This is a genomic window from Stenotrophomonas sp. FBCC-B152 (genome assembly GCF_059134105.1).
In genome coordinates this window covers 4,324,139-4,348,700 of the sequence record NZ_CP101442.1, presented here as the reverse complement: position 1 = coordinate 4,348,700, position 24,562 = coordinate 4,324,139, and the positions used below count along the sequence as shown (strand labels likewise).

19 protein-coding genes are annotated in these 24,562 nt (G+C 67.8%); 7 read left to right on the top strand and 12 right to left on the bottom strand.

From position 1 onward, the window contains the following. Nucleotides 1-313: 313 nt before the first annotated feature. Both zapE and NMB40_RS19680 read right to left on the bottom strand, forming a co-directional pair. Complete coding sequence (gene zapE / locus NMB40_RS19685) at nucleotides 314-1,414, bottom strand: cell division protein ZapE (protein WP_494359565.1); 1,101 nt, start codon at nucleotides 1,412-1,414, stop codon at nucleotides 314-316. Then, nucleotides 1,411-2,085: an alpha/beta hydrolase gene (locus NMB40_RS19680; RefSeq protein ID WP_494359564.1), complete on the bottom strand. Its 675-nt coding sequence runs from the start codon at nucleotides 2,083-2,085 to the stop codon at nucleotides 1,411-1,413. The genes zapE and NMB40_RS19680 overlap by 4 nt, the downstream gene beginning before the upstream one ends. A 55-nt stretch (nucleotides 2,086-2,140) precedes the next feature. Between NMB40_RS19680 and NMB40_RS19675 the strand changes: the two genes are divergently transcribed. Then, a complete protein-coding gene (locus tag NMB40_RS19675) occupies nucleotides 2,141-2,998 on the top strand; it encodes an EamA/RhaT family transporter (protein WP_494359563.1) in 858 nt (285 codons plus the stop codon). 127 nt (nucleotides 2,999-3,125) lie between these two features. Here NMB40_RS19675 and NMB40_RS19670 read toward each other — a convergent pair whose 3' ends face one another. The 3 genes from NMB40_RS19670 to NMB40_RS19660 form a co-directional block, all read right to left on the bottom strand. Beyond that, entirely contained in the window at nucleotides 3,126-4,565 is a 1,440-nt protein-coding gene (locus tag NMB40_RS19670; protein ID WP_494359562.1) for an ExeM/NucH family extracellular endonuclease, read from the bottom strand. A gap of 318 nt (nucleotides 4,566-4,883) precedes the next feature. Further along, nucleotides 4,884-5,402: a c-type cytochrome gene (locus NMB40_RS19665; protein ID WP_068848396.1), complete on the bottom strand. Its 519-nt coding sequence runs from the start codon at nucleotides 5,400-5,402 to the stop codon at nucleotides 4,884-4,886. 105 nt (nucleotides 5,403-5,507) lie between these two features. Next, nucleotides 5,508-6,122 (bottom strand): TetR/AcrR family transcriptional regulator, encoded by a 615-nt coding sequence (locus tag NMB40_RS19660; protein ID WP_494359561.1) that lies wholly within the window; start codon nucleotides 6,120-6,122, stop codon nucleotides 5,508-5,510. A gap of 102 nt (nucleotides 6,123-6,224) precedes the next feature. Here NMB40_RS19660 and NMB40_RS19655 point away from each other — a divergent pair, with 102 nt between their 5' ends. From NMB40_RS19655 to NMB40_RS19645, 3 genes are read left to right on the top strand one after another with little or no spacing between them, the layout of a single operon-like run. After that, nucleotides 6,225-7,388, top strand: coding sequence for an isovaleryl-CoA dehydrogenase (locus NMB40_RS19655; protein ID WP_068848392.1), 1,164 nt, complete (start codon nucleotides 6,225-6,227; stop codon nucleotides 7,386-7,388). Nucleotides 7,389-7,398: 10 nt separating this feature from the next. After that, complete coding sequence (locus NMB40_RS19650) at nucleotides 7,399-9,009, top strand: carboxyl transferase domain-containing protein (RefSeq protein WP_448141691.1); 1,611 nt, start codon at nucleotides 7,399-7,401, stop codon at nucleotides 9,007-9,009. Nucleotides 9,010-9,041: 32 nt separating this feature from the next. Beyond that, nucleotides 9,042-11,024, top strand: coding sequence for an acetyl/propionyl/methylcrotonyl-CoA carboxylase subunit alpha (locus tag NMB40_RS19645; protein ID WP_494359560.1), 1,983 nt, complete (start codon nucleotides 9,042-9,044; stop codon nucleotides 11,022-11,024). 45 nt (nucleotides 11,025-11,069) lie between these two features. Here NMB40_RS19645 and NMB40_RS19640 read toward each other — a convergent pair whose 3' ends face one another. Continuing rightward, the gene (locus tag NMB40_RS19640) at nucleotides 11,070-12,917 is read right to left on the bottom strand and encodes a putative peptide modification system cyclase (protein WP_494359559.1); all 1,848 of its coding nucleotides are present in this window, start codon (nucleotides 12,915-12,917) and stop codon (nucleotides 11,070-11,072) included. Next, nucleotides 12,914-14,077: a putative peptide maturation dehydrogenase gene (locus NMB40_RS19635; protein WP_494359558.1), complete on the bottom strand. Its 1,164-nt coding sequence runs from the start codon at nucleotides 14,075-14,077 to the stop codon at nucleotides 12,914-12,916. Before NMB40_RS19635 ends, NMB40_RS19640 begins: the two co-directional genes overlap by 4 nt. A gap of 139 nt (nucleotides 14,078-14,216) precedes the next feature. Between NMB40_RS19635 and NMB40_RS19630 the strand changes: the two genes are divergently transcribed. Next, on the top strand, nucleotides 14,217-14,519 hold the full coding sequence (locus tag NMB40_RS19630) for an NHLP-related RiPP peptide (RefSeq protein WP_494359557.1): 303 nt from the start codon (nucleotides 14,217-14,219) through the stop codon (nucleotides 14,517-14,519). 4 nt (nucleotides 14,520-14,523) lie between these two features. On the opposite strand, the gene NMB40_RS19625 is transcribed toward NMB40_RS19630, so the two are convergent. The 4 genes from NMB40_RS19625 to aceB form a co-directional block, all read right to left on the bottom strand. Beyond that, entirely contained in the window at nucleotides 14,524-17,019 is a 2,496-nt protein-coding gene (locus NMB40_RS19625; protein WP_494359556.1) for a putative peptide modification system cyclase, read from the bottom strand. A 12-nt stretch (nucleotides 17,020-17,031) separates the two neighbouring features. Continuing rightward, nucleotides 17,032-18,075: a GGDEF domain-containing protein gene (locus NMB40_RS19620; RefSeq protein WP_494359555.1), complete on the bottom strand. Its 1,044-nt coding sequence runs from the start codon at nucleotides 18,073-18,075 to the stop codon at nucleotides 17,032-17,034. Nucleotides 18,076-18,349: 274 nt separating this feature from the next. Further along, nucleotides 18,350-19,633 carry an isocitrate lyase gene (gene aceA, locus NMB40_RS19615; protein WP_494359554.1) on the bottom strand — a complete coding sequence of 428 codons (1,284 nt, stop codon included), beginning with the start codon at nucleotides 19,631-19,633 and terminating at the stop codon, nucleotides 18,350-18,352. A gap of 19 nt (nucleotides 19,634-19,652) precedes the next feature. Continuing rightward, nucleotides 19,653-21,302, bottom strand: a complete 1,650-nt coding sequence (gene aceB, locus NMB40_RS19610) for a malate synthase A (RefSeq protein WP_494359553.1) — start codon at nucleotides 21,300-21,302, stop codon at nucleotides 19,653-19,655. A 106-nt stretch (nucleotides 21,303-21,408) separates the two neighbouring features. On the opposite strand from aceB, the gene NMB40_RS19605 reads away from it, so the two are divergent. Together NMB40_RS19605 and NMB40_RS19600 are read left to right on the top strand one after the other, a co-directional pair. Next, the gene (locus tag NMB40_RS19605) at nucleotides 21,409-22,377 is read left to right on the top strand and encodes a LysR family transcriptional regulator (protein WP_320458358.1); all 969 of its coding nucleotides are present in this window, start codon (nucleotides 21,409-21,411) and stop codon (nucleotides 22,375-22,377) included. Nucleotides 22,378-22,386: 9 nt separating this feature from the next. Next, the gene (locus NMB40_RS19600; protein ID WP_282246596.1) at nucleotides 22,387-23,292 is read left to right on the top strand and encodes a LysR substrate-binding domain-containing protein; all 906 of its coding nucleotides are present in this window, start codon (nucleotides 22,387-22,389) and stop codon (nucleotides 23,290-23,292) included. Here NMB40_RS19600 and NMB40_RS19595 read toward each other — a convergent pair. Then, nucleotides 23,282-24,553: an MFS transporter gene (locus NMB40_RS19595; protein ID WP_494359552.1), complete on the bottom strand. Its 1,272-nt coding sequence runs from the start codon at nucleotides 24,551-24,553 to the stop codon at nucleotides 23,282-23,284. The two genes, NMB40_RS19600 and NMB40_RS19595, sit on opposite strands and share 11 nt — an antisense overlap. Nucleotides 24,554-24,562: the final 9 nt, after the last annotated feature.

The following is a 24,562-nucleotide window of genomic DNA, read 5'->3' as shown; positions in this document are numbered from 1 at the left end:
GTTGGGCCCGTTTGGCCCTTCGACTTGTGGTCGAAGAGACCGACGGCCACAAGATAGTGGGGGTGTAGGGGGCCGTCAACGCCAAATGTAGGGAATCAGGCTAATCCCTTGCGGCGCAAGGTTTCGGTGTTCGGGGCGTCCGACGAACGGTCGCGACCTGTCGAAAGCGAGTGCGCAGTCAAGGGTTGGGGGCGACTTTTCGTGCGATTCAAGCGTTCGAAAAACGGAACGATGGGCGTCACGCGGGCGTAACAATTGCGGGCGGTTTGGGACCGCAGCCACGCAGGGCGTGGCTCTACGGGGTGTGCCTCGGTTACGCCCTGTGTGGGGTGCCGAGGTATTCGGCGCTCTGCATCTCTATGAGGCGCGAGGCGGTGCGCTCGAAGGCGCCCTGGAGGCGGGTGCCGGTGTAGAGGGCTACCGGGGCGTCGGTGGCGGTGCAGACCAGGTTGACGTGGCGGTCGTACAGCTCGTCGATCAGGTTCACGAAGCGGCGGGCGGCATCTTCATTCATGCGGTCGAAATGCGGGATGTCGCCCAGCAGCACGGTGTTGAACTCGCGGGCGATCTCGATGTAGTCCGAGGGGCCGCGCGGGCCTTCGCACAGGACCTTGAAGTCGAACCAGACGATGCTCTTGCCGCGGGCGCGCACCGGGATCTTGCGCGCTTCGATCTCGATGTTGCCTGGCTTGGGCGGCTGGCCGCCGCTCAGCGCGGCCCAGCGCGTGGCCAGCCAGGCGTCGCTGTGCTCGTCGCGCGGGGCCTGGTAGACCGGCGAATGGGTCAGCGCGCGCATCCGGTAGTCTTCGGTGCCCTCGGCGTACAGCTCCACGCAGTAGGTCTGCAGCAGGCCGATGGCAGGGAGGAAGCTGTCGCGCTGCAGCCCATTCAGGTACAGGTTCTCCACCGCCGTATTAGAGGTGGTGACCAGGGTGACCCCTTCGGCGAACAGGCGTTCGAGCAGGCGCGCCAGCAGCATGGCATCGCCGATGTCGGTGACGAAGAACTCGTCCAGCACCAGCACGCGCAGCTTGGCGCGCCATTCCTGGGCGATCCGGGCCAGCGGGTCGCTCTGCCCCTGGTGTTCGCGCAGGCGCTCGTGGATGCCGCGCATGAAACGGTGGAAGTGGGTGCGGTACTTCTGCTCGATCGGCAGCCCGTCGTAGAACAGGTCCACCAGGAAGGTCTTGCCGCGCCCTACCCCGCCCCAGAAGTACAGGCCCTTGACCGGGTCCGGCTTCTTCCAGAAGGCCGAGAGGCGGTCCAGCCAGCCGTCCTGGGCGCTGTCGACCAGGGCCAGGTGGATGCGGTCCAGCTCGGCCAGGGCGGCGTGCTGGGCCGGGTCGTTCTGCCATTCGCCCCGGGCCACGCCTTCGGCGTAGCGCTGCGACGGGGTCAGTGCGGTATCACTCATGCGGTGGCGCTTTCCGGGTTCGGCAGCCAGCCCTTGACGCCGTGGAGCACCGCGCCGCGCAGGTCGATCAGCTTGCGGTGGAAGAAGTGGCTGGTTTCGGGCATGCGCACCAGCTCGTGCGGGGCGCCCAGGCTGTCCAGCCAGTTGTAGACGGCTTGGGGATCGACGATTTCGTCGTCTTCACCCTGGATGACCAGCCAGTTGGCCGGCGGCTGCACGCCGTCGAAGTCCCAGCGCCCGGCGGGCGGGGCGATCGAGACCAGCACCTGCGGCTGCAGCTCGGCGGCCGCGCGCAGGGAGACGAAGGCGCCGAAGCTGAAGCCGGCCAGCCACAGGGTGGCGTCGGGGCGCTGTTCGCGCACCCAGGCCACCACGGCCTTGAGGTCGTCCTGTTCGCCCACGCCGTGGTCGAACTCACCGGCCGAGGTGCCGACGCTGCGGAAGTTGAAGCGCACGGTGGCAATGCCCAGCTCGCGCAGGGTGGTGCCGACCATGGTCACCACCTTGTTGTGCAGGCTGCCGCCCTCGGTGGACAGCGGGTGGCAGATGACCGCCACCACCGGCTGCGCGGGCACATCGGCCTTGGGCAGGTCGACCGCCACGCCCAGCGCGCCGACCGGGCCGGCCAGCTGCAGGGTGGTGCTTTCATTGGGGAAAGGGGGATTGTGCATGGCGTCATAATACCGCTCCCCCGCGGGCTGCACTGCCGCGCCTGCCTGGAACCCCATGTTCTATCTGCTTTTCAGCGTGGTCTGCAGCGTGTTGGTGTCGGTGCTGCTGAAGCTGGCCGCGCGCCGCCAGCTGGATGTCGCCCAGATGGTGACCTGGAATTACCTGGTGGCCGCCGGGCTTACGGCGGGGGTGTTGCGGCCGCCGCTGGAGGCGCTGCAATCGGGCCATGCGCCGTGGCCGGCGCTGCTGGTGCTGGCGGTGGTGCTGCCTTCGCTGTTCCTGGTGCTGGGCCGCACGGTGGCGGTGGCCGGGATCGTGCGCACGGATGTGGCGCAGCGGTTGTCCTTGTTGCTGTCGTTGTTGGCTGCGTTTCTGTTCTTTGGGCAGACGGCGACCCCGCTCAAGCTGCTGGGGTTGGGGCTGGGGCTGGTGGCGATGCTGGGCATCAGCCTGCGCCCGCGTGGGCCGGCGGTAGCCGGTGAGGCGGGCAGCTGGCGCTGGCTGCTGGCAGTGTGGGTGGGGTTTGCGCTGGTGGATGTGCTGCTGAAGCAGGTGGCGCTGTCGGGGACGCCGTCGATGGCGGCGCTGCTGGCGTGTTTCAGCATTGCGTTTGTGTTGATGCTGGGGATGCAGCTGTGGCGGCACTTCAGCGGGCGCAGCCGGTTGCGCGCGCGCAACGTGGGCGCGGGGGCGCTGTTGGGGCTGCTCAATGGCGGCAACATCCTGTTTTACGTGCACGCCCACCAGGCGATGCCGGACAGCCCGGCCACGGTGTTTGCCGGGATGAACATCGGCGTGGTGGTGTTGGGGGCGTTGGTGGGGGTGTTGGCGTTTGGCGAGCCGACCACGCGGTGGAACCGCGCGGGGTTGGTGTTGGCGGTGGTGGCGATTGGGTTTATTGCGTGGGGGTGAGACCGCGCGCAGCCACGCAGGGCGTGGCTCTACGGCCCATTTGCGATACGAACCGCCGGTAGAGCCATGCCCTGCGTGGCTGCGGTGCCGACCAACGGTCGGCACCTACCGGTGCGATGTCGGGGCGTTACTTGTCGAAACCCAGGATCAACGGGTCGTGGTCGGAACTGCGCCACGGGCCGGCTTCGTTGCGGTCGCGGTAACCGATGTCGTCGGCTTCGTCGGCATTGATATGCCATTCGGCCGCGCCGCGCAGGCGCTTGGCCATGCCCGGGCTGAGCAGGGCGTGGTCGAGGCGGCCGGTCATGCCGTTGTAGACGTAGCTGTAGGGGCGTTCGACCTTGGCCACGGCGAAGGCGTCGCGCCAGCCGGCGTCGTGCAGGGTGCGGATCGGGGCTTCCATTGCGTAGGCATTGAAGTCGCCCAGCAGGATTGCGTCGGTGGTGCCGGCGCCGGTCGGGTCGGTGCCCAGCCACTGGTTGAGCAGGCGCGCCGATTCCACGCGGGTGGCATTCCAGCAGCCCTGACCGTCGTTCTGGTCGGCGTCGGCGCCGGCCGCTTCCGAGCAGCCCTTGGACTTGAAGTGGTTGGCCACCACCACGAACGGCGCACCCTTGCCGGCGCGGAACGCCTGGGCCAGCGGTACGCGGCTGTGCGGGCCGAACGGGGCGGTTTCCAGCACGGCGGGAGCGCCGACCGGGGTCACCCGCGAGCTGCGGTAGATGATGCCCACGCGGATGGGGTTCTCGCCCGGGCCCTTGCCGGCGTCGATGAAGGCCCAGTCCGCGCCCTTGCCACGGTTGGCATTGAGCGCGGCGACCAGTTCGGCAATCGCCGACTGCGGGCCGTAGCCATCGTTTTCCAGTTCCATCAGCGCGGCCACGTCGGCGCCGAGCGCGTTGACGGTGGCCACCAGCTTGGCGGTCTGGGCCTGGTGTTCTGCCAGGGTGCGGGCGCCACGCAGGGTCGGGTAACCGCCGCCCTGGCCGTCGCCGTTGAAGAAGTTTTCCAGGTTGAAGGCGGCCACCTTGAGCGCGCCGGGCACCACCGGGGCGGCCGGGCGGTTCAGCGCCGGCAGGTTCAGCGGGGTGGTGACCTGCAGGCGCGGGGTGCCCTTGGCGTCCACGTGGACGATGCCTTCCACGTTGCGCAGCACGGTGCCGGTGCGCAGGGTGGCGCCGGCGGGGAGGTAGGCCACCGGGCCGGGGTCACGCGCGGTGCTGCCGTCATCGAGCAGCAGGCGCCGGCGCTGGTTGTCGGCGATCACCTTGGCGTGGGCGTCGGTGCCAGGGGCGGCCACTTCGCTGGGCTGCCAGAGGCGGCCGTCGAAGGCGACGGTGAGTTCGCCGAAACGGGCCAGGCCGTCGGTGCCGGCCAGGGTCAGCGGGGCGGCGATGCGCACGTGCTGGCCGTCGAGCGCGCGCCAGTCGGTAGGCGCGGCGGTGAGGGTGACGGGGGCGGAAGTCGCCGGGGTCGATGCGGTCGGGTGTGGCTGCGGCTGGGCCTGGGAAAACGCGGTGGCGGGCAGCAGCAGCGACAGGGCAAGAGCGAGGGTGCGACGGCGCATCGACGGCGATTCCGGAAACGGGTGCACAGGGTAATGCGGAATTGTGGCGGGAAGCGGTCGCCGGTGGGGATTTGGGCGGGTTTGGCAAAGCCGCGCGGGGTTGGGTCCGCGTGGGACACGCATGGCGTGTCGCTACGTGTGCAGCGGTGCCGCCGGGTTACGGGACGGCTTGGGATCCCGTGGGACACGCATGGCGTGTCGCTACGCGTACCGGCAACGTTGCGGGCGCATGGGGGCTCGGCGCCCCACCGCGTAGAGACGCGCCATGCGTGTCCCACGCGGTGCCGGATGCCACGCGGCACCCGCCCCGCCCGCCGGTTATTTCAGGTTCGCCAGCATCCAATCCACGGTGGCGTGGATCTGCTCTTCGCTCAGGCCGGGGTTGCCACCCTTGGGCGGCATGATCCCGCCATCCGGGCCGGTGTAGCCCTCAATGGCGTGCTTGTAGAGGGTGTCCTTGCCCTGGGCCAGGCGTGCATCCCAATGGGCGTGGTCCAACGTCGGCGCCTGGCCGACGCCGGTGGTGTGGCAGGCGGTGCACAGGTTGTCGAAGATCACCTTGCCATCGGTGGTGCCACCGTAGGCCACCTGCGAGGCGGCCTTGGCCATCGCCGCGGCCTTGGCTGCGGCCTGGTCGGCAGCACCGGTGGCGCCGGCATAGACCGCACCGGCCGGGGCAATGCGCAGTTCGGTGCGCTTGGCGGCCTGGGGCGAGACTTCAGGGGGAATGCGGGTGTGCAGGTACGCGGCGAACAGGATCAATCCGAGCGTGATGGCCATCAATAAGGCAATGACCATGGAAAAGCGTTTCAGGAACTCGAGGTCGTAATTCCGCACTCTCTGTTACCCCTGGCTGGTAGTCGTTGGACCACGGCTTGTCGCCCGAGTATGACCAGCGTCGGCGGCGCTCTGCAAGCCGCCGCAAACTACCGCAATGCAGCATCAGACTTGGGGGGCGCCTGCAGCACGCAGGCAGAAAACGCAGATGGATTCGACCAGCGCGGTCTGGTCGCCATGCGCATCGCGGCTGGGCGCGGTGGGCCCGACCAGGGCTTCGGTGAACGCACCGACGATGCAGGCGGCCGCCACCTCGGTGTCCTGCGCAGGGAAACTGCCGGCTGCAACGCCATCGGCCACGATGCGGCGGAACACGTCACCGAACAGGCGGCGGCAGCGGATGCGCTCGGCTTCCACTTCCGGATCCACCGGCTCGGCGATGAAGGCATAGGCCAGCCCGGGGCCGGCCAGCGCGCGGCGCACGAAGGCGGTGATCGCCCGGCGCAGGCGCTCGGGCGCGGGCAGCGGTTCGGCGGCGATGGCCTCGAAGATGCGCAGTTCGTGTTCGACCGCGTCGGTCAGCACCTCCACGAACAGCTCGGCCTTGGACGGGAAGTGCCGATAGATAAGGCCGGTGGACACCCCCGCCTCGGCCGCCACGGCGGTGACCGGGGCATTCCGGTAGCCGCCGGCCGCCACCAGGCGCCGGGTGGCCAGCAGGATCCGCTCGCGGGCCCCGGCCAGGCGTTCTTCCATCAAAGCTGAGCGTTTATAGGCCATTTGTTGATTCTATGTTCAATTTTTGAATTTGTGTTCACTTTTACCCCCGGGAGGACTAGGCTGGGAGCATTCGACCCCTTCCAGCCGTTGCGGAGCCGCCTCATGCACGTCCCCACCATGAACTTCGACCTCGGCGAAGAGATCGACATGCTCCGCCAGAGCGTGGCCCATTTTGCCTCGGCCGAGATCGCGCCGCTGGCGGCCAAGGCCGATGAGGAAAACCTGTTCCCACACCCGCTGTGGCGCAAGCTCGGCGAGCAGGGCCTGCTCGGCCTGACCGTGGAAGAAGAATACGGCGGCAGCGGCATGGGCTACCTGGCCCACGTGGTGGCGATGGAGGAAATTTCGCGCGCCTCCGGCGGCATCGGCCTGTCCTACGGCGCGCACTCGAACCTGTGCGTGAACCAGCTGCGCAAGAACGGTACCGAGGAGCAGAAGCAGCGCTTCCTGCCCGGCCTGTGCAGCGGGGAAAAGGTCGGCGCGCTGGCCATGAGCGAACCGGGCGCCGGTTCGGACGTGGTGTCGATGAAGCTGCGCGCGGACAAGCGCGGCGACCACTACGTGCTCAACGGCAACAAGATGTGGATCACCAACGGCCCCGATGCCGACGTGCTGGTGGTGTACGCCAAGACCGACGTCGAGGCCGGCGCCAAGGGCATTACCGCCTTCCTGGTCGAAAAGGGCATGAAGGGCTTCTCCACCGCGCAGAAGCTGGACAAGCTGGGCATGCGCGGCTCCAACACCTGCGAGCTGGTGTTCGAGGATTGCGAAGTGCCCGAAGCGAACGTGCTGGGCGCGGTCGGCGGTGGCGTGAACGTGCTGATGTCCGGGCTGGATTTCGAGCGCGTGGTGCTGTCCGGCGGCCCGCTGGGCCTGATGTCGGCCGCGATGGATGTGGTGATGCCGTACGTGCATGAGCGCAAGCAGTTCGGCCAGGCGATCGGCACGTTCCAGCTGATGCAGGCCAAGCTGGCCGACATGTACGTGGGCCTCAACGCCTGCCGCGCCTATGTGTATGCGGTGGCGCGCGCCTGCGACCTGGGCCGCACCACGCGCCAGGATGCGGCCGGTGCCATTCTGTATTCGGCCGAGAAGGCCACCTGGCTGACCGGCCAGGCGATCCAGATCCTGGGCGGCAACGGCTACATCAACGAATACCCCACCGGGCGCCTGTGGCGCGATGCGAAGCTGTATGAAATCGGCGCGGGCACCTCGGAAATCCGCCGCATGCTGATCGGCCGCGAACTGTTCCAGCGCACCAAGTAAGGACGATGCCATGACGGTACTGAGCACCCAGCTGCAACCGGGCAGCGAGAGCTTCGAGGCCAACCGCACTGCGTTGCAGGCGGTGGTCGACGACCTGCGCGCCACCCTGGCGCAGACCGCGCTGGGCGGCACCGAAGCTGCGCGGCAGAAACACACCGCGCGCGGCAAGCTGCTGGTGCGCGACCGCATCGATGCCCTGCTCGACCCGGGCAGCGCGTTCCTGGAAATCGCGCCGCTGGCCGCGCACGGCATGTATGGCGACCCGATTCCCAGTGCGGGCGTGGTGGCCGGCATCGGCCGCGTGTCCGGGGTGGAATGCGTGATCGTGGCCAACGATGCCACGGTCAAGGGCGGCACCTATTACCCGATGACGGTGAAGAAGCACCTGCGCGCGCAGGAAGTGGCCGAACAGAACCGGCTGCCGTGCATCTACCTGGTCGATTCCGGCGGCGCGTTCCTGCCGCTGCAGGACGAGGTGTTCCCGGACCGCGACCATTTCGGCCGGATCTTCTACAACCAGGCCAACCTGTCGGCGCAGGGCATTCCGCAGATCGCCTGCGTGATGGGCTCGTGCACCGCCGGCGGCGCGTACGTGCCGGCGATGAGCGATGAAACGGTGATCGTGCGCGAGCAGGGCACCATCTTCCTGGGCGGCCCGCCGCTGGTGAAGGCCGCTACGGGTGAGGTCGTCAGCGCAGAGGAACTGGGCGGTGCCGATGTGCACACACGCATTTCCGGCGTGGCCGACCACATGGCCGACAACGATCTGCAGGCCCTGGCGCGGGTGCGCGCGATCATCGCCCAGCTCAACTGGCGCAAACCCGAACCGGCGCTGGCGGTGCAGGCTCCGGTGGAGCCGCGCTACCCGGCGCAGGAGCTGTACGGGGTGATCCCGGCCGACACGCGCAAGCCCTATGACGTGCGCGAGGTGATCATGCGCCTGGTGGACGATTCGCGCTTCGACGAATTCAAGCCACGCTACGGCAACACGCTGGTGACCGGCTTCGCGCACCTGCACGGTTACCCGGTGGGGATCATCGCCAACAACGGCATCCTGTTCTCCGAATCGGCACTCAAGGGTGCGCACTTCATCGAGCTGTGCACCCAGCGCGGCATTCCGCTGGTGTTCCTGCAGAACATCACCGGCTTCATGGTCGGCCGCAAGTACGAACACGGCGGCATCGCCAAGGACGGGGCCAAGCTGGTGATGGCGGTGGCCTGCGCCAAGGTGCCCAAGTTCACGGTGGTGATCGGCGGTTCGTTCGGCGCCGGCAACTACGGCATGTGCGGCCGCGCCTATTCGCCCAACTTCCTGTGGATGTGGCCGAACGCGCGCATCGGCGTGATGGGCGGCGAGCAGGCGGCCAGCGTGCTGGCCACGGTGAAGCGCGATGGCATTGAAGCCAAGGGCGGGCAGTGGTCGGCGCAGGACGAAGACACCTTCAAGAGCCCGATCCGCGACCAGTTCGAGCAGCAGGGCCACCCCTACTACGCAAGCGCACGGCTGTGGGATGACGGCGTGATCGACCCGGCCGACACCCGCCGCGTGCTGGGCCTGGCGTTGTCGGCCAGCCTCAACGCCCCGGCCCGCAAGACCGACTTCGGCGTGTTCCGGATGTGATCCGGCCCCCTGGCATGCGCAACGAGACTTCCATGTTCACCAAGATCCTGATCGCCAACCGTGGCGAAATCGCCTGCCGCGTCATCGCCACCTGCCAGCGCCTGGGCATTGCCACGGTGGCGGTGTACTCCGACGCCGACCGCGACGCACGCCATGTGCGGCTGGCCGACGAGGCCGTGGGCATCGGCCCGGCACCCGCGCGCGAAAGCTACCTGCGCGCCGACGCCATCCTGGATGCGGCACGCCGCACCGGGGCGCAGGCCATCCACCCCGGTTACGGCTTCCTGTCCGAGAACGCGGACTTCGCCCAGGCCTGCGCCGAGGCGGGCATCGTGTTCATCGGCCCCTCCGCTGCGGCGATCCGCGCGATGGGCGACAAGAGCGCGGCCAAGGCGCTGATGGCGCAGGCCGGCGTGCCGCTGACCCCCGGCTACCACGGCGATGCGCAGGAACCGGCGTTCCTGCGCGAACAGGCCGATGGCATCGGCTACCCGGTGCTGATCAAGGCCAGCGCCGGCGGCGGTGGCAAGGGCATGCGCAGGGTGGACGACAGCGCGGCCTTCACCGAGGCGCTGGCCAGCTGCCAGCGCGAGGCGCAGTCCGCCTTCGGCAACGCGCACGTGCTGGTGGAAAAGTACGTGGAGCGCCCGCGCCATATCGAGATCCAGGTGTTCGGCGACAGCCACGGCAACGTGGTGTACCTGTTCGAGCGCGACTGCTCGGTGCAGCGCCGCCACCAGAAGGTGCTGGAAGAAGCGCCTGCGCCAGGCATGACCCCGGAACGCCGCGCCGCCATGGGCAAGGCGGCGGTGGATGCCGCGCGCGCGGTGAACTACGTGGGTGCGGGCACGGTGGAGTTCATCGCCGGGCCCGACGGCGATTTCTATTTCATGGAAATGAACACCCGCCTGCAGGTGGAGCACCCGGTGACCGAGTGCATCACCGGTACCGACCTGGTGGAGTGGCAGCTGCGCGTGGCCAGCGGCGCACCGCTGCCGCTGCAGCAGGAACAGCTGCAGATCAACGGCCATGCACTGGAAGCGCGCCTGTACGCCGAAGATGCCGACAAGGGCTTCCTGCCCTCCACCGGCACCCTGCGCCACCTGCGGCTGCCGGCCGGCAGCGCGCACGTGCGCGTGGATGCGGGTGTGGAACAGGGCGATGCGATCACCCCGTTCTATGACCCGATGATTGCCAAGCTGATCGTGTGGGACGTGGACCGCGATGCCGCGCTGCGCCGCATGCAGCATGCGCTGGCCGAGTGCGAAGTGGTGGGCGTGACCACCAACGCGGCGTTCCTGCGCCGGCTGGTGATGACCGATTCGTTCGCCAAGGCGAAGCTGGATACCGCGTTGATCGAACGCGAGCAGGCCGCGCTGGCGCCGCACCAGGGCGATACCGATCCTGCCCTGTGGGCGCAGGCGGCCGTAGCTGCCATGGCCACCGACGCAGCAGCTTCGGTGGATGCGCGTGACCCGCACTCCCCGTGGCAGGCGCGCGATGGCTGGCGGCTGGGCCAGCGTGCCGCGCGGCGGCTGACGCTGGAGCATCGTGGCCACCAGCAGGTGCTAGCCGTTGAAGGCCATGGCGAGGCATGGTCGATCGAGCTGGGCGGCACCACGGTAGCGGCGCAGGGCCGGATGGTGGGCGAGCGGCTGGCGCTGCAGGTGGGAGAGCGCCTGCACCGCGCCCGCGTGGTACGCGACGGCAGCGAGCTGTACCTCTTCGGCAACGACGGCGTGCAGCGCTTCACCCTGCATGATCCGGTCAGCGAAGCCGACCACGCCGTGGCCGATGCCGGCAGCCTGGTCGCACCGATGCCGGGCCGCATCGTGGCCACGCTGCTGGCACCGGGCACGCAGGTGGTGCGCGGCACCCCGCTGCTGGTGCTGGAAGCGATGAAGATGGAGCACACCCTGCAGGCCCCGGCCGATGGCACGGTGCAGGGCTACCGGGTCAAGGCCGGCGACCAGGTCGCCGACGGTGCAGTATTGGTGGATTTCGACGCCACGTAGTGACACCCCATGGGTGTCATCGCGGTGCCGGACAACGACGCACGCTCACTGCCGCAACGTAGCGTCCGACACCGTGTCGTGCACGTTCAACGGCTGCATCAGCTGGGTGTTCGCCACCTCCGCGATCGCCCTGCCCCGGTTTTCGAACAGCCATTCGTTCTGCTTCTGGAACTGCTCACCATCGCCCAGCAGGCGGTACGCCTCACGCAGCGCCACATGCGCCTGCACCGGTTCGCTGCCATCCATCATCGGCTGCAGCAGCGCCACGGCCTGCTGCGGTGCACCCCGGCCGATTTCCTGCATGGCCAGCACCACGGTGCGCCACTTCCCGATCACCGGGTTCTTCTGCTGCACCACCTGCGCGCCGTACTCGGCCAGCAGCCGGTCGGCCAGTGCGTGGTCGCCTTGGCGCTGGGCCAGGTAAATCAGCGACAGCAGGCGCAGGATGCGGTCGGGCATGCTGGGATCGGTGGTCGCGGCCAGCAGCGGGCGCAGCTCGGTGGCGATGTCGGCCAGCACCTTCGTTTCGCCCTGCTCGCACGCGGTATCCACCACGGCCCGCATGAGCGCGGCATGCACATGGAAATCGGCCGACTCGGGTGCCGGTTCCGATGACAGCACCGTGCGCATCCCCGTGCAGTCGTCCTGGTCGGCGGCCAGCAGCAGCCGCACCCGCACGTTCATCAGCGCCTGCAGTTCGTCGCGCGGCCTGCCCAGCTGGGTCAGCAGCGCCTGTGCGTCCTTGTACCGGCGCATGGCAATCAGCACGTCGGCACGCGGATCGCTGGCCGCCCGCCCGGTCAACGTTTCGGACAATCTGAAACTGCGCAGCGCGTCGTCAAAGCGGTTGGTACCCAGCTGGATCCAGCCCAGGTGCGCAATGGTGTAGGCACGCATGGGGTTCTGCGGTATCGCGGCGGCGACGGCGTAGCGTTCTGCCTCCTCGTAGCGGCTGTCGGTCAGCAGGTACCAGGAGGTGTTGGACAGGCCGGCAAAGGAATCGGGATAGACATCGGCCAACACGCGCCAGTCGTCCAGCGGCCACGCGTCCGCACTCAGCTCGTTGCGCCAGGCCTTCAGGTAGAGCCGCTCGCGGTGCGGCAGGCGCTGGCTCACCGCCAGCGCGCGCGCCAGGTGCGGCTGTGCTTCGGCACGCTGGTCCAGGCGTACCAGCAGCTTGGCCAGGCCGATATGGGCCATGGCGAAATCCGGGTCGGCATCGATCGCCGCCTCATACAGCTTGGCCGATTCGGAGAAGCGCCGACGGCCGAGGGCGCTTTCTGCCAGCGCGAACGACTTCAGCGCCTGTAGGTTGGCGGTGGAGGCCTGCGGCAGCGGCACCGACTGCTGCACTGACGCCACTGATTCACCGAGCCCGGCACGCAGCTGGCCCACCACATCGTCCACCGCTGCCATCACCTCGGACGAGGTGCCGGCCTTCGCGCGATAGCTGCGCACCACGGCGCGGCGGTTGGGATCGATCAGGTCGACGCTGACCAGGTAGTGCCCACGGGACTGGCGGATGGCCGGCGCCACCACCATGCGCGCGCCCTCGCGCGCCGCCACGTCGCTGGCCAGCTCACGGTCCAGCCCGCGCCCGGACGGTATCCGCAGCAGGTCACGCGATTCGGTCACCCTGCTGGTGGACAGCACGTTGACGTAACGCGACTGCTCCAGGCTCATCAACACCGCGCGCTGCAGCGAGTCGTCGAACAACGCCTTGCCGCTCGCGTTGTCCACGTCGGCCAGCACCACCCAGTCGCGTTCGGCAAACGCGATGGCCGGTTCCGGGCGCAGCAGCATCCAGGCGCCTGCGACCACCATCGCCAGCGCCACCAGAACGACCAGCGCCGCTGGTCGGCGCCAGCGCGGAGACAGGGGAGCCGGCTTCATGGTTCGGTCTTCCAGATATGCCCGGCGGGATCCATCTCCGGCGTCTGCATCTGATCCGAGCGCCAGCCAAAGCCGCACACGGCCAACGGGCCCTCCCGCATCGGATCGAGGCCCAGTACCTGCTCCACCTCTTCTTCGTTGATGGCGGCAGTGACGAACGCGCCCAGCCCGTAGGCCGTGGCCTGCGTATAGAACGCCTGTGAGATGTGGCCGGCGTCGAGGGTCACCGCGCGATAGGCCTTGGCGTGGTTGCGGTACTTCCAGAAGTTGCGTTCAAAGCGGCAGACCAGGATCACCAGCGCATGCGCATCGGCGAACCAGCCCTGGCCAGCCAGCAGCCGATGGGCAAAGGCCGGCAACGCCGGGGGTTGCACGGGCAAGCGGGCAAGCTCGTGCGCCACGGCATGGTAGTGATGGAGACCAGGCTCCAGGCCTTCGACGTTCTGGACCAGCACATACGCTTCAATCGGGTGCAGGCCACCGGCGGACGCCACGTTCTTCTTGAGGAAGCGCACGCCAGGCTCCGGCTCCACATGGGCGCTGGCCAGCAGGACCTCCCCAAGCATGCCTGCAAGCAGCGGCAGCGGCAGCGGCCGGGACGTGTCGAAATTCCTGCATGTGGTGCGGCGCAGGAGCAGCCCGTCCAGGAACCGGTCGCCCAACGGCGGCAGCGCGACCGCGCCGGGCAGGCGCGGCGGCGCCTCCACGGGAGGAGTGCCCAGCTTGCGTACCAGGTCCTGCGCCGTGACCATCTGGCTGCGCTCCATCTCCTCCACGCTGTCCACGCCGGTCCAGCGCGACAGCCGGTGGAACAACGCCGCTACCGACCACCAGTGGGATGCCCTGAGCGTGGTATCAGCGTCCGCATGGACCGCATGGTCAGCCGAATCACTCACCAGCACCCCTTCCGCCACCAGCCGCATGACGCGGGCACGCGCCTCAGCCGAGGTCGGCAGGGGCTGCCAGGTTTCGGCACTGCAGGCCAGCAGCAGGGTGGCCTCGTCCGGTGTGATCGGAACGGGTGCATCCAGGTGGGGCGCGATGGCCACGACGCCCTGCTCGTAGTGCAACCCGGTTCCCCCGGCCAGCAGGTCCTGCAGGCGGAACCCGGGGGTTTCCCGAGGCTCGAGGAAAAGGGTCTGGCAGCGGCGATACTGCATGGCGAAGGTCTATGATCCACCGGGGCGAGCCGCACTATAGCCGGCCCGTCCGTTGGCTTGCACCCAACTTCCGGCAGGCTCAATCCAGCGTCGCGGCTGCCGATAACCTCCTGTCACCCTCCAACACCGGGCCTTTCAAATGACTTCGACGAACACCCCTCTGCCGGAAGATACCGTCCAGCGTCTGTTGGACCTTCTGATCAATGACGATGCGTTCCGCGCGGCGTTCTCCGCCAATCCTTCGAAGGCGCTGGCAACCCTCGGCGTGGATGAGGAAACAACGAAGACCTGTTGCGCCCCGCTCACCAAGCTCGCGACGAAGGAAGAGTTCCAGGCGCTGCGGGAGAAGCTGACCAAGCATCTTCAGGTCAACGCGGCGTTCCGCATTGTGTTCTGCTTCGAAGCTGGTCGTGCGGCATCCCAGCTGGATGGCGATGCCTGACCTATCAGAGAGCAGCGACACCTTGCGTGTCGCTGCTCTGCAGCCGTCTTGCATCTTCAAGATTGAGAGACTGAAGCACGTAGTTACTGATTTCCTCGGCGTATGCCCGACCGCGCTGGTGGTCCAACCAGTCACGCTGCTTTTTCTGGCCGGCCTTGTCGTCGAGTGCCTCATAGGCGTCATGCAGCACCACGTGGACCTGGTAGAGCTCATCCCCTTCGACGAACGGCTCAAGTAACTTCACCGCGGCCGCCGGGCGACCATCCTCCACGTCCAAGACACCCTGCACGAGTGCCCAAAGCTGGGTAGCCCGAGGCTCGTCGTCCTTCTGGACCAGCCCTTTCAGCACACCAGCCCGAGCGCGGACGGTTCCCGAGTGACCGGCGCGAACCGCGTGATACGCCGTGGATAGTATGAACAGCACGCTTTCCCTTCGCGAGGCAGCATCCTGCTGCTCCGCCTTCTTCAGCCACAGATCCAGTATTGCTGCGTACGATTCCTTGGGCGTCGGGTTCCCGGTCAGCCTGCGCTGATGAAGCGCGATGACATCCAGCACGCGGCAGACTTCCACCACCTCGCTGCACTGGGACTGTGCACGTTCGATCAGCTCGTTTGCTTCCACAAACCGGCCTTGATCAACGAGCGCGCTGGAGCGCTCGATCTGCTCGCCCGGGCCACGTAGTGGTCGGCGCGCGAAGATTTCCTCGGAGGCCGGGTAGTCCTTTGCCGCCGCCAGGCTCAGCGCCCACCACACGTCGCTGGCACCCCGATCAATTGCTGCCGTTTCCTTGAGCATGCGCTGCGCTTCGCCCACGTCGGCCACGGCGAGGTGGATGCGTCCGATGAAGTTCTGCGCAAGTGTCTTCTGGGGATTCTGGGAAAGCAGGAGCGGGCGTGCTGCGACGAGGGCGGCATCGTACTTTCCCATCAAGTACAGCGCACTGGAGTAATTCATGTGTCCCACGTAATCGTCAGGATACAACTCCGTCAACATTCGCCACTGCTCGGCGACCGCCGGCATGGCCGCGCCCCCAAACTGTGCACCCCACGCCTGCAGATACAGCTGCTCACGCGGCGTAAGTCGCTCGCGGAGCCCGTAAGCGATGTTGAAGAGGCGGCGCGCACCTTCAATGTCACCCCGCGCGTTCTGGATGCGCATCATGCCCACATAGGCGAATGCGAAGTCAGGGTCGACAGTGGCGGCCTGGTTGAAGAACATCAGGGCACTGTCGACGTCCTGATTGGACATTGCAGCCAACCCCTTGGCGTATGCATGCAAGGCATCGATGCTGGAGGTCGCTACCTTGGGCAGTGGTGCCGAGTCGCGCGAGATGTCCTCCATGGCCTCACCAAGGTCGTCGCGGAGCGCGGCAACGACCTGGTCGGCAGAGGTCAACACCGATTCCAATCCACGCCCGTCGGCCGAATGGGAGTAGACGGTGTTGCCGTTGGCAGGGTCGATGACCTCAACGGTCACGCGCAGCTTGCCGTTGATTTCCAGCACCGAGGGCATGATCACCGCTCGCGCGCCATCGCGCGTGGCCACCTCTATCGCCGTCCGCCGGTCCAGCAGGGACTCGACCGGTTGACGCATCAGTGCAAGGGTGTCGCGCACCTTGATGTCGCTGAGCACGTTGACGTGACGCGACTGCCCCAGGCTGATCCTGAAGGCCTGGTCCAGGCTGTCGTCGAGCAGGGGTTCGCCGGTGAGATTTCGCACCTCTCCCAGTACGACCCAGTCGCGCTCGGCAAATGCAATGGCCGGGGCTGGCCGGAGCAGCATCCAGCCGCCCACCACCACGGTTGCCAATACCAGCGCTTCAGCTGCAATGGCGGCGGGTTGGCGCCAGAACGGAATGTCACGGCGCGCTTTGGCGGTTCCACGCGGCATGCGCAGCGGAGCCGAGCCGATTTCCCCAACTTCGTACACTTCCTGAGTAGCAGGGATACCTTTGAAACGCCAACGTCCGTGCGACTTCCACACCAGCCGCTCCGCACGCTCTCCCAGGTTGGACGTGGCGCGATGGGTGAGAGACTCGGCTACAGCCGAAAGGAGGATCTGTCCCGGCCTTGCCAACATCATCAACCGTGCCGCCATCGGCTTGGCCAACCCCTCGACTTCGAGCGACTTGGCACCGGCCTTCACCGCTTCCGCGCTGTTTTCCCAGGTAAGGACTTCACCTACGTGCAGACCCGCGCGGGCGCGCAGCTCGAGCTTGTGCTCGTTTCCAAGCTGTTTCAGTTCCCGCTGATAGTCCAGTGCAAACCCAAGACCATCAATGGCGCGCTCGAACAACAGGAACAGCCCATCGGAACGGTCGATCTGCTGGCCGCGCCACTGCTGCTGCAGCGTCAGCACCAGCCGGTCGTGCTGCTGGAACAGCTCGGCTGCGGCGCTGTCGCCGATGCGTTCAACCAGGATCAGCGAATCGCACAGATCGGTGAACAGCAGCGCGCGCAGCTGTGGGGACTGGGTCGACGTTCCGTTGTCGCCGTTCATTCGAATACCCCGTCAGGGCGTGGCGGTCGCGGCACGCGACCAGTGCAACCGGTTGCCGCCCAAGCGCTTGGCCTGGTACAGCGCATTGTCGGCGCGGGCGTACCAATCGCTCCAGTCGCTGTTCGGCTCGAGCAGGCTCACGCCGATGCTGACCGGGCAGACATGCGGCTGGCCGCCCGGCCGGCCCATCAGGCCGTGGACGGCGCTGAGGATGAACTCGGCCGCGTGCTGGAGGGTATCGGGGTCCGCTTCGCGCAGCAGCAGGCAGAACTCATCCCCGCCCAGGCGGCAGGCGCGGTCGCTTTCGGTGGCCACCGAACGCAGGATGTTGGCCACGCTCTGCAGCACGCGGTCGCCGGCCTGGTGGCCGTGTTCGTCGTTGACCTGCTTGAAGTGGTCGCAGTCGATCAGCAGCAGGCCCTGCGGGGCGCCGTCTTCGTGGCTGCGGCACTCCTGCAGGTACAGCGCCAGGCCGCGGCGGTTGTGCAGGCCGGTCAACTCGTCGGTACGCACCAGCTCGCGGGTGTGGGTGAGCTGGTGGGTGGTGACGTAGAGGTTGTCCAGCGCGGTTTCGAGGTCGTGGTTGCGCCGGCGCAGCTGGCGGATCAGCACCTGTTCGTTGCTCACCACGCGCATGATCGTGCGGCGCAGGAAGTAGGCCACCAGGCCCGGGTCGCGGTCGACCAGGCGCTGGAAATCGGTGTGGTCCAGTTCCAGCACCAGCGTATCGGTGGTGGCACGGGCATCGGCACTGCGCGGGTGGTCGCCGATCAGCAGGCCCAGTTCGCCGAAGAATTCATGCTGGCCCAGCGTCTTGACCACCAGGTCTTCGCCGAAATCCAGCTCGATGGCACCGGTGACGATGACATACATGGTGCTGCCGGCCTGGTTGCGCAGGAACAGGTGCTCGCCGGCGCGCAGCGCGCGGTGCTGGCCGAATTCGGCAAACAGGGCGAATTCGCCGGCGCTCAGAACGGCGTGCACGATCTCAGCCATCGCGGTCTGCGCGATGTCTGACGCTCGTTCGCACACATTCGTCGCAAGCTTGCCGGTCATTCCCGTACACCCGCTTCCCAGCGTTCCCCGGTGAGCGAATGAGGATAGCACCCCTTAAAAGTGTGCGCCTCATCCCATTTCCATGCCCCGGCGCCCGGATTTCTCCGGCGCTCCGGCCCAGTCTTCCCTAACGCAGCGACCGGTTTGAACCGGCCATCCCCTACCGCATGGAGCTATTTGCGGACCGTAGCATCTGGCGGGGGCATATAAAAGAAGGGCCACCCCTACAGGGGCGGCCCTTGCCTGCCAACGGCCGGGGTTATCAGGGGGCCGGTCAAGCCGCCCGGAATTGTTCCTCTTCGGTCGAGCCGGCCAGGGCGGTGGTGGAGGACTGGCCCTGCTGGATGGCCTGGGTGACGGCGTCGAAGTAGCCGGTGCCGACCTCGCGCTGGTGCTTGACCGCGGTGAAGCCCCGGTCGGCGGCGGCGAATTCGGCTTCCTGCAGTTCCACGAAGGCGCTCATCTGGCGGCGGGCGTAGCCGTGGGCCAGGTTGAACATGGAGTAGTTCAGGGCGTGGAAGCCGGCCAGGGTGATGAACTGGAACTTGTACCCGTAGCGGGCGATTTCCTTCTGGAACGTCGCAATGGTGGCGTCGTCCAGGTTCTTCTTCCAGTTGAAGCTGGGCGAGCAGTTGTAGGCCAGCAGCTTGCCCGGGTACTTGGCATGGATGGCTTCGGCGAACTTGCGCGCGAACTCCAGGTCCGGCTTGCCGGTCTCGCACCAGATCAGGTCGGCGTAGGGCGCGTAGGCCAGGCCGCGGCTGATGGCCTGGTCCAGGCCGTTGCGGGTCTTGTAGAAGCCTTCCACGGTGCGCTCGCCGTTGGCGAAGGGCTGGTCGTTGGCGTCGATGTCGCTGGTCAGCAGGTCGGCGGCTTCGGCGTCGGTGCGGGCCACCAGCAGGGTGGGCACGCCCAGCACGTCGGCGGCCAGGCGCGCGGCGTTCAACTTTTCGATGGCCTCGCGGGTGGGCACCAGCACCTTGCCACCCATGTGCCCGCACTTCTTCACCGAGGCCAGCTGGTCTTCGAAATGGACGCCGGCCGCGCCGGCTTCGATCATCGCCTTCATCAGCTCGAAGGCGTTGAGCACGCCGCCGAAGCCGGCTTCGGCATCGGCCACGATCGGCTGCAGGAAGTCGATGTCGTCCTTGCCTTCGGCATGGTGCAGCTGGTCGGCGCGCAGCAGGGTGTTGTTGATGCGCTTGACCACGGCCGGCACCGAATCGGCCGGGTACAGCGACTGGTCGGGGTACATCTGGCCGGCCAGGTTGGCGTCGGCGGCCACCTGCCAGCCGGACAGGTAGATGGCGTTGAGGCCGGCCTTGACCTGCTGCATGGCCTGGTTGCCGGTCAGCGCGCCGAGCGCGTTGACGAAGTCCTTTTCATGCAGGTACTTCCACAGCTTCTCCGCGCCCAGCCGGGCCAGCGAATGCTCCACGTGCACGGTGCCGCGCAGGCGCACCACGTCGGCGGCGCTGTAGTTGCGCTGGATGCCGGCCCAGCGCGGGTCGGTGTTCCATTCGTGCTGGATCTGTTCGGCGGTCTGCAGCTTGGTCATGTCGTTTCTCCAGGAAGGGTCAATCGATCCGGTCGTAGGCCGGCAGGGTCAGGAAATCGGTCAGTTCATTGCGGCGGCTCAGCTCACCGAGCAGGCCGATGGCCTCGTCGATCCGCGCCCCGCCCGGCAGCGCGCTGCGCTCGCCCAAACGCGCCGGCAGCGCGGCCAGGGTGGCGTCGAGCAGGGCCAGGTCGATGGCGGTGCCGTCGTCCAGGTGCTGGCCGGGCACGTGCAGCCACTGCCACAGCTGGCTGCGACTGATCTCGGCGGTGGCCGCGTCTTCCATCAGGTGGTGGATGGGCACGCAGCCGTTGCCGTCCAGCCAGGCGGCCAGGTAACGCACGCACACTTCGACGTTGCCCTCGAACCCGGCGCGGGTGATGGTGCCGGTGGGCGCGGCGATCAGGTCGTTGCGGCCCACCCGCACATCGCGGCGCAGCACACCGCGCTGGTTGGGGCCGGGCATGTGTGCGTCGAAGATCGCCTGCGCGACCGGAATCAGCGCCGGGTGCGCCACCCAGGTGCCGTCGTGGCCGGCAGTGACTTCGCGCAGCTTGTCGGCACGCACCCGCGCCATGGCCTGTTCGTTGGCGGCGGCATCGTGGTTGATCGGGATCTGCGCGGCCATGCCGCCCATCGCATGCGCGCCACGGCGGTGGCAGGTCTGGATCAGCAGTTCCGAATAGGCCTTCAGGAACGGCTGGGTCATGGTCACCTGGCCGCGTTCGGGCAGCACCTTGTCGGCGTGCTTACGGAAGGTCTTGATGTAGGAAAAGATGTAATCCCAGCGGCCGCAGTTCAGGCCGACGATGCGGTCGCGCAGCGCGTGCAGGATCTCGTCCATTTCGAACACCGCCGGCAGCGTTTCGATCAGCACGGTGACCTTGATCTGGCCATGCGGCAGGCCGAGCATGCCTTCGATGTGCGACAGCGCGGTTTCCCACAGCGCGGCCTCTTCCATCGACTGCAGCTTGGGCAGGTAGAAGTACGGGCCGCGCTGGCGGCACATCAGGGTGCGGGCGTTGTGGAAGGCGAACACGGCCGCGTCGAACAGGCCGCCGGCCAGCGGCTGGCCATCGATGCGCACGTGCTTCTCATCCAGGTGCCAGCCGCGCGGGCGCACGATCAGCACGGCCTGTTCGTTGAGCGGGCGCAGCGCGTAGTGCTTGCCGGGCTTGCCGTCCACGCCGGGCGCGGTGTGGGTGAGGTCGCCGCGCACCGCGCCGATCAGCGCCTGCTGGCCGGCCAGCAGGTTGCGCCAGGCCGGGGCGGTGGAGTCCTCGAAGTCGGCCATGAACACCTTGGCGCCGGAGTTCAGCGCGTTGATGACCATCTTCGGGTCGGTCGGGCCGGTGATCTCGACGCGGCGGTCCTGCAGGGCGTCCGGGATCGGCGCCACGCGCCAGTCCTCGCTGCGGATCGCGGCGGTGTCGGTGCGGAAGTCCGGCAGGCCGCCGCCGTCGAAGAAGGCCTGGCGCTCACGGCGGGCCTGCAGGCGGCGCTGGCGTTCGGGTTCCACCGCGCGGTGCAGCGACACCAGCAGCGCCAGTACCCCCGCCGGCAGCAGGGCCGACTGGCCGGCAAGCTGGGTGGTCAGGGCGATGCCCGGGGTGGCCGGGGCATCGGCCGGGGTGGGCTGGGCGGTGGCGAATGCGGCGACAGCGGACATGTCCAACTCCTGCGTTGCGGGTGATGCCACCGTGCGCCGGAGTGTGGTATTTGACAAAACAGTTATCGCAATGCCTTACATAAGTTACGCTTATATTCGTTACGCCATGCCCACACCGAAGCCGCCAAGTCCGCGTTTTTCCTACAAGTCTGACCGGCTCAAGCCGCTGCGGGCGTTCTGCCAGACCGTGCGATTGGGCTCAGTCTCACGTGCGGCTGAGGCGCTGTTTGTCAGCCAGCCGGCGATCAGCCAGCAGTTGCAGGCGCTGGAACGGGAGTTGGGGGTGGGCCTGTTCGAGCGCAGCGGGCGGCGCCTGGTGCCCAGCCGCGAGGGCCAGCTGCTGTTTGAAATGGCGCAGCCGCTGGTGGAGAGCCTGGACGGGCTGGAGGCCAGCTTCCGCGACAAGGTCAAAGGGCTGGATGCGGGCGAGCTCAACATCGCCGCCAACAGCTCCACCATCCTGTACCTGCTGCCGCGCATCGTGGAGCGCTTCCGCCAGCGCCACCCGGACGTGCGCCTGACCCTGCACAACGCGATCAGCGCCGATGGCACCGACCTGCTGCGCAGCGATGCGGCGGACCTGGCGGTGGGCTCGATGACCGACGTGCCGGCCGACCTGAGCTATGCGCCGGCCTACCGCTTCGAGCAGGTGCTGATCGCCCCGCCCGACCACCCGCTGGCCACCGCGCCGGAACTGACCCTGCAGGCGATCTCGGCCTACCCGCTGGTGCTGCCGCCCAAACGGCAGATCACCTACCGGCTGGTGGACCAGGTGTTCCAGCGCCAGCGCGTGCCGTACACGGTGGCGCTGGAGGTGGGCGGCTGGGAGGTGATCAAGCAGTACGTGGCGATGGGCATGGGCATTTCCATCGTGCCGGCGCTGTGCCTCAACGATGCCGACCGCGACCGGCTGGTGACGCGCTCGATGAGCGCCTGGTTCCCCGAGCGCAGCTATGGGGTGATCGTGCGCCGGGGCCGGTTCCTGTCGCCACAGGCGCGCGCCTTCATCGAGCTGATCCAGCCGGACCTGTTCAGTCCGCGCAGCTATGATGAAAGCGGTCATTCCGAACGCTGATGCGCTGCCATGTCGATTGAACTGCGCCACCTGCGCTACTTCCTGGCGGTGGCCGATACCCTGCACTTCGGGCGCGCGGCCGAGCGGCTGGGCATGTCGCAGCCGCCGCTCAGCCAGCAGATCCGCCAGCTGGAAACGCTGCTGGGCGCGCGCTTGTTCCTGCGCAGCAACCGCCGGGTGGAACTGACCGAGGCCGGGCGCGTGCTGCAGGCGCAGGCCACCGAAGCGTTGGCGCGGGTGGACCAGGCCATCGAGCTGACCCAGCGCGCGCAGCGCGGTGAAACCGGCGAACTGCGCATCGGGTTGACCCGCGCCACGCCGCTGTCCACGCAGATTCCGCGCGCGATCTTCGCCTACCGCCAGCAGTTCCCGCAGGTGCAGTTGAAGCTGCGCGAGATGAACACGTTGCAGCAGATCGATGCGCTGGTGGCCAACGAGCTGGATGTAGGGCTGATCCGCAAACGCGCGTTGCCCACGCCGCTGATGTCACGCAAGTTGTTCAGCGATCCGCTGGCGCTGGTGGTGCATGACCAGCATCCGCTGATCCGCGACCTGCCGGCGGGTGCGCCGGTGGCGCTGCGGCAGTTCGCGCATGAGCCGTTCGTGGGCTTCCTGCGCGAGGTGGGCGCCGGCATCCACGATCATTTCATCGCGCTGTGCCGCAGCGCGGGCTTCACCCCGCGCATCATCCAGGAAGCCGGCGAGGCGTCCACGCTGATCAGCCTGGCCGCGTCCGGGTTGGGGGTGACGGTGCTGCCGGCCTCGTGCAGCCACATCCACGTGGAAGGCGCGCGCTTCGTGCCGCTGAGCGATCGCGCGGCGAGTTCGGAAGTGCACGTGGCGTACCGGCGCGGTGGCCCATCGCCGTTGATCACCCACTTCACCCGGCTGCTGCAGGGCGGCTTCAGCGGCTGAGTGCGAGCGCGGCCGGCAGCGGCTGTTTGCGGCGGCCCAGCCGCCAGGCGATGGTGGCGCCGATAGCGGTGAGCACGGCGGTGAAGGCGCACACGCCCCACCAGTCCCAGCGGGTGTAGAACACGCCGCCGGCGGCACCGGCCAGGCTGGAACCCAGGTAGTAGGCGAACAGGTACAGCGCCGAGGCTTCGGCGCGCATCACGCCCGCGCGGCTGCCGACCCAGCTGCTGGCCACGGAATGGCCGCCGAAGAAGCCGAACGTGACGAGCGCGATGCCCAGCGCCATGCAGCCCAGCCACGGCAGGGACAGCAGCACGATGCCGAGTGCGATCAGGCCGTAGCAGATGCCGAGCACGCGGCCGCGGCCGTGCCGGTTGGCCTGCTGGCCCATCCACGCCGAGCTGAAGGTGCCGACCAGGTACACGCTGAAGATCAGGCCGACCACGGTCTGGCTGAGCCGGTACGGCGGCGCCAGCAGGTGGTAGCCGAGGTAGTTGTAGAGGGTGACGAACACGCCCATCAGCACGAACGCGGTGGCGAACAGCGAGGGCAAACCGGGGTCGGCGAACAGCTGGCGCCAGCGCGCGGGCAGTTCGCGCAGGCCGCCACGACGGCTCTGGAAGTGGCGCGACGGCGGCAGCTGCACCCACAGCAGCACGGTGCTGAGCACGGCGATCAGCGAGACCACGCCGATGCCCCAGCGCCAGCCCCAGTGGTCGGCGACGATGCCGGCGATCAGGCGCCCGCTCATGCCGCCCACCGCGTTGCCACCGATGTACAGGCCCATGGCCAGGCCGAGCGCGCGGCTGTCCATTTCTTCGACCAGGTAGGTCATCGCCACTGCCGGCACGCCGCTGAGCGCGATGCCGAGCAGGGTGCGCAGGATCAGCAGCGTGGTCCAGTCGTCGACCATCGCACTGGCGGCCGAGAGCACGGTGGAGGCCAGCAGCGCGGTGATCATCACGCCACGGCGGCCGACACGGTCGGAGATCAGCCCGGCCACCAGCATCGAAACGGCCAGCAGGCCGGTGCTGAGCGACAGGGCCAGGGCGCTGTTGGCGGCGGAGACGCCGAAGTGGCGGCTGAACTCCGGCAGCAGCGGCTGCACGGTGTAGAGCAGGCCAAAGGTGGAGAAGCCGGCCAGGAACAACGCTGCCGCCGTGCGCCGGAACGCGGGCGTGCCCTGCTCGATGTGCTGCGAGGGCGCGGGCGGCTGGCGGATGGAGCTGTGCTCGGGCAGTGCTGCGGTGTCGCCGTTCATTGCGTCTGG

Excerpts from the sequence above, each read along its gene's own strand:
- NMB40_RS19595 (WP_494359552.1), bottom strand. The coding sequence starts at position 24,553 with ATGAACGGCGACACCGCAGCACTGCCCGAGCACAGCTCCATCCGCCAG.
- NMB40_RS19635 (WP_494359558.1), bottom strand. The coding sequence starts at position 14,077 with ATGCAGTATCGCCGCTGCCAGACCCTTTTCCTCGAGCCTCGGGAAACC.
- NMB40_RS19605 (WP_320458358.1), top strand. The coding sequence starts at position 21,409 with ATGCCCACACCGAAGCCGCCAAGTCCGCGTTTTTCCTACAAGTCTGAC.
- NMB40_RS19620 (WP_494359555.1), bottom strand. The coding sequence starts at position 18,075 with ATGACCGGCAAGCTTGCGACGAATGTGTGCGAACGAGCGTCAGACATC.
- NMB40_RS19645 (WP_494359560.1), top strand. The coding sequence starts at position 9,042 with ATGTTCACCAAGATCCTGATCGCCAACCGTGGCGAAATCGCCTGCCGC.
- NMB40_RS19600 (WP_282246596.1), top strand. The coding sequence starts at position 22,387 with ATGTCGATTGAACTGCGCCACCTGCGCTACTTCCTGGCGGTGGCCGAT.
- NMB40_RS19640 (WP_494359559.1), bottom strand. The coding sequence starts at position 12,917 with ATGAAGCCGGCTCCCCTGTCTCCGCGCTGGCGCCGACCAGCGGCGCTG.
- NMB40_RS19675 (WP_494359563.1), top strand. The coding sequence starts at position 2,141 with ATGTTCTATCTGCTTTTCAGCGTGGTCTGCAGCGTGTTGGTGTCGGTG.
- aceB (WP_494359553.1), bottom strand. The coding sequence starts at position 21,302 with ATGTCCGCTGTCGCCGCATTCGCCACCGCCCAGCCCACCCCGGCCGAT.
- NMB40_RS19650 (WP_448141691.1), top strand. The coding sequence starts at position 7,399 with ATGACGGTACTGAGCACCCAGCTGCAACCGGGCAGCGAGAGCTTCGAG.
- NMB40_RS19655 (WP_068848392.1), top strand. The coding sequence starts at position 6,225 with ATGCACGTCCCCACCATGAACTTCGACCTCGGCGAAGAGATCGACATG.
- NMB40_RS19670 (WP_494359562.1), bottom strand. The coding sequence starts at position 4,565 with ATGCGCCGTCGCACCCTCGCTCTTGCCCTGTCGCTGCTGCTGCCCGCC.
- zapE (WP_494359565.1), bottom strand. The coding sequence starts at position 1,414 with ATGAGTGATACCGCACTGACCCCGTCGCAGCGCTACGCCGAAGGCGTG.
- NMB40_RS19660 (WP_494359561.1), bottom strand. The coding sequence starts at position 6,122 with ATGGCCTATAAACGCTCAGCTTTGATGGAAGAACGCCTGGCCGGGGCC.
- NMB40_RS19630 (WP_494359557.1), top strand. The coding sequence starts at position 14,217 with ATGACTTCGACGAACACCCCTCTGCCGGAAGATACCGTCCAGCGTCTG.
- aceA (WP_494359554.1), bottom strand. The coding sequence starts at position 19,633 with ATGACCAAGCTGCAGACCGCCGAACAGATCCAGCACGAATGGAACACC.
- NMB40_RS19680 (WP_494359564.1), bottom strand. The coding sequence starts at position 2,085 with ATGCACAATCCCCCTTTCCCCAATGAAAGCACCACCCTGCAGCTGGCC.
- NMB40_RS19625 (WP_494359556.1), bottom strand. The coding sequence starts at position 17,019 with ATGAACGGCGACAACGGAACGTCGACCCAGTCCCCACAGCTGCGCGCG.